We start from the raw sequence: 4,604 nt of genomic DNA, 5'->3' as shown, positions 1-4,604 counted from the left end.
CATGATTTCTGTGCATCGCGAAGCGCGTTACTGTGAACGGAGTGAACAGTAACAAATAAATTACTGTTCACTCCCTTCCTTTTCCCCTTGAAATCCCCCTGTCGAACTGGTACTATTATAGGTAAAAGATTGACGAAATAACTGCAATTTTGACTTGAAATATCGGAATTAGGAATGGGGTAGAGAGTTTTTGATGAAGTCTTTTAAAGTCAGCATCATTTTACCGGTGTATAACGTGGAAAAATACCTGAGCGCGTGCCTGGACAGCTTATTGGCACAGACACTTGAGGAAATAGAGATCGTAGCTGTCAATGATGGCAGTACAGATGGAAGCCTGCAGATTCTGCAGGCTTATCAGTCGTTAAATCCGGAGAAGCTTTTTATATTTTCCACAGAGAACCACGGCGTCAGCAGGGCACGAAATTACGGTTTTGCCCATTCCCATGGAGAATATGTCTGGTTTGTAGACAGCGATGACTTCGTAGAGCCTGACGCCTGCAGACTTCTTTATGAAAAAGCTACCGCTGACGGAAACGACCTGGTTCTTTTCCGTTACTATAATGTAGACTCTGAGACCGGAGTCCGTAAGGAATACATTGCATCCTGCCATAATCAGAACTTCCGCGTTGCAGACAAGCCTTATGAATTACCTGCGATTTCTCCATACCCATGGATCAAGTTCATTCACAGAGATCTGTTTAACGGACTTTGTTTCCCGGAAGGAATCCGGTTTGAAGATCTTCCGGTGGCCTATCTTCTGGCTGTGAAAGCCCGTTCCATCGGATACGTGGATCAGTGCTTCTATAATTACAGAAAAAATGTAGGATTCCTCAGCCGTCTCACGCCTTCCACCCTTCACATCCGGAATGCCATTATTTTTATGAAGGAAGAAATGGAGAAGCTGGGGCTGTTTGAGCAATATCAGACAGAGCTGGATTTCATTGCTGTGCGCCATTTTTTCTACCGTTTCTGGAAGCTTCTCACCAACTATGAGACTGACCAGAAAGAACTGAAGCTGCAATTGATCAATGAGCTTTTCGATTATATGGAATCCAATATTCCAGACTGGGAGAACAATCATTATGTCCGATATTCACTTCCGCCACATATTGGGCGACTGCTCTGTCTTTATGGTTCCAGACAGGAAATGATCTCTTTCGTAGAAGCCTGCAACGGAATGACCGTACAGCAGCAGAAAGCCTGGATAAAGGATTACAAGCTTTCTCACAAAACATCTCCCAGCTATCAGCCTGCTGAGATGATCCACCGGGAAAAAACTTCCTCTCAGTTTTATGGCTTTGCCTATACCGGAAGCCTTGCTCCTGATCCGGAGCAGATTCTTCTGGAAGCCAGCCGTGGAAAAGAAATTCCTACCTGGATATTGAAATTGCTTGTGCATCTTCTGAGGAATTTTGGAGAACACCAGATCATTGTCTCCCTGACTCAGGAGAAGCATGCCTTGTTCCAGGCTCTTCTGAACCGCTATCTTTCCGACAGCACAGCTCTGTCTGAGAATATTACTCTGGTGTGCCCGGACAGCGAAGAATACGGCAAGGCACTTGCACTCTCCGGCTACGTGATCACAGACGGACCTTTGCCCTACTATTTCCGGAAGGAAGAGGGGCAGTTTGTGTTGCTTTACTGCGGACACAATCTGTATCCGGAAACCGTTCTGAACACACCGGATTCCACCGCTGATACAGGGCTTTGGCAGCATACTATGTTTATGGCAGACTGCCTGTATTTTAACAATGTACAGAACCGGGATATTTACCTGCAGGAATGTATGACAGCTAATATCTGCAAAACGCCTTACATTATCGGTTCTTCCACCCACATTCCGGTGATTCCCAATGAATCACACAGGGAAAAGCTCCGCCGCAGCTTGCAGATGGATTCCATGCAGACTATTTTGTATGCACCGCTGCTTCCAGGGTCCTATATTGCAGACACTGAGCAGGCATTCCGGAATTTCATGGCAGCCCTCTACATATTTGACTGTGAACTTTCCGATCATCAGGTTTTGTATCTGCATCTGGACCATGAAAGGGAAATTGATTTTTCTGAATTTAGACATATAAAAGAAATGCCAAAAGATTTCGATGTACCGGATTTCGCTGCGGCGTGTGATATTTTTATATCGGATTATCACAATGCACTTTCTGCCAGATTCACCACAGGCACACAGATTCTACGATTTCTGTGCGGTACATTTCTTCGACACGAAAATGCAACCAGTGACCATCAGACTGTACCAGCTGCTCCTGTCCTGCAGGAAACCACTTCCTGTCTGCCCGAGAGCTCTGGAGCCTGTTTAAAAAATCATTCCTGCAATCTGCACTCCACACTTTGCGATGTATTTCACCCGGAATATCCTGCATTTGATAATGTGCCGGAGTTAGTACGATATATCAGGCAGTTAGAACTGATTTCTGAGAAGATGCCCGCAAATGAAGCTTTGCATTTTGAACCTGTCGACCAGTTTACTTCCAATACAGGTCATGGGTTCGATTCCCAGGAATACGATTGGAATTCTTCGAAAAAAAGCTCTCTGCAAATGGAAAACAATCATGATTTACAGACCACAAAGAATTCCTCCGGAGAAGCCACTACTTTCGAGGAATCCCCACAATATCTTCTCACAGATATTGCAGATTCTCTCTTAAACGGACGACCGCTGCCCTATTATGCTCCAGCTTCTTCCGATGATGTACCGGCACCGCGCACACGCGTCCTGTTCTTTACAGGGCGGAAGCTTTCCCAGAATCTGGTTCGGGATTTTAATGCCCTGGCAGCACAGGCACCGGAAAAAGAATTCTGGCTTGCATACAATGATTTCCGCAATACAGACTCTGCCAAATATCTGGCACAGTTATCACCTGACTGTTCCAGCCTGCCATTGAAGCCGGATCCCGAGAAAGGTAACCGCTGGAAGCTGGCAAGTGTGCTCACCAGCCGGATGGGACTTTTCTCATTTTATCCCTTATCCCATATTTTGGACTTGGGGAAGGAAGAATATAAGAAGTGCATGGGAGAGACAAGATTCGATGAAGTCGTAATCACTTCCACAGATAGTATAAAAACGGTTGCTACGCTTCTGGCTGCTGCGCCAAAAGCGTCCTATACTTTTGACACCTTTAACCCAGAGCGCTACAGTACCTCAAGACCTTACAGGCACCAGATTGCATTTCTTTGCAGAATGTTAAAGGATACAGGAAGTCTGGAATTGCCTGCCGAGCTTACCGGATTGAAGCTGACGCAAAGCTCTGGCAAAAATAAAGATAAGGGAATGCTCTAGAGCGTGTTTGAAAAAGGCTTTCTGCAAGATGTACGTCACAATTTGTGGGAATGCTTTTTTATAACCCATTCCTTACGAAAGGATTTACCTATGAAATTAACCACTATCATCCCGGTTCACAATGCTGAGAAATACATCACAGCCACTTTGGACAGTGTATTGCAGCAGGATCTGGGAAATCCAGAGGAGCTGGAGGTGATCTGTGTGGATGACGCATCCACCGACGCTTCTGTTGCCCTCATAAAAGATTACCAGCAAAAAGACTCCCGCATCCGCCTTTTCCTCAACGAAAAGACCCGGTTTGCAGGAGCCTGTCGAAATAAGGGAATCGAAGAAGCCCATGGTGATTACCTTCACTTTCTTGATGCAGATGACCTTGTAGAAAAAGGTGCCTACCAGAAATACCTGTCCATTGCTGAACAGGCGGGTGCCGACATGGTAAAGGGCTGCGCCGTCTGCTTTGACAATGAGACCGGCGAGCTTTCCGATACCCCGCTTTTTGCACTGTCTGATGTGCCCGCTGAGTGCTTCGATAAGGTTCTGAATTTCCACCAGGCTCCCGAAATTTTCAGCCACATCAGTGTAGTTCCATGGAATGCCATTTACAAACGAAAATTCATTTTGGAAAAGGGGCTTCGCTTTAACAATCTGATCTGTGTCAACGACCGCTCCTTCTACAGCGAAGCCGTATTCACTGCCAACAGGATCTGGCTCACTCACGAGCAGATTGTCCGTTACCGTGTGAATAACAGCGCATCCCTTGTAGGAAACCGTGCCAGAAACTTCCATTGTGAATTTGATTCCTGGCAATTGATCATGAACCAATGTACCAAATACAATATTCAGGGCCGCGAGCTGGCCATCGTAATGGAGCGTGAGCTGATTGACATTTTTATCTGGTATCGCAAATACAAGAAAATTCCGGAAATTTCAGAAGAGATTACTGCGCAGACCCAGGCGTTTGCGCAGAAGCTTGATATTTCGCCTCTTGAAGCATTCCCGCCTTCTTTCAAGTGGTACTACGATTATCTCACTTTTCTTCCAGAATTTGAGAGCCTTACAAAAAATTATAACAATATTACCCAATTCAAAAAACAAGCCAGACTAATCATGCCCCAGTGCACCACCCCGGCTGACTTCCGCCACCGTATACAGGAAGCCCCCGCCACAGATAGTACCTCTAAACGGTCAGGTGTATTAAAAAAACTGCTCTCTCATTTTAAGCATTGACTCATCAGAAGCCACCAGTTCAGCTCAACATCATAAACTTAAGGAAAAAATGGAAAGGAATCTGTTCGCAGGTTCC

The 4,604-nt window shown here is 45.6% G+C and carries 2 protein-coding genes; both read left to right on the top strand.

All coding sequences use genetic code 11. From position 1 onward, the window contains the following. The first annotated feature begins 193 nt into the window (after positions 1–193). The gene (locus LIZ66_RS20375; protein ID WP_148463590.1) at positions 194–3,298 is read left to right on the top strand and encodes a glycosyltransferase family 2 protein; all 3,105 of its coding nucleotides are present in this window, start codon (positions 194–196) and stop codon (positions 3,296–3,298) included. A 90-nt stretch (positions 3,299–3,388) separates the two neighbouring features. Further along, positions 3,389–4,528, top strand: coding sequence for a glycosyltransferase family 2 protein (locus LIZ66_RS18110; RefSeq protein WP_173773505.1), 1,140 nt, complete (start codon positions 3,389–3,391; stop codon positions 4,526–4,528). Positions 4,529–4,604: the final 76 nt, after the last annotated feature.

It is taken from the genome of Blautia faecis, assembly GCF_020554845.1.
Taxonomy (GTDB): domain Bacteria; phylum Bacillota; class Clostridia; order Lachnospirales; family Lachnospiraceae; genus Blautia_A; species Blautia_A faecis.
This window is presented reverse-complemented; position numbering and strand designations above follow the sequence as displayed.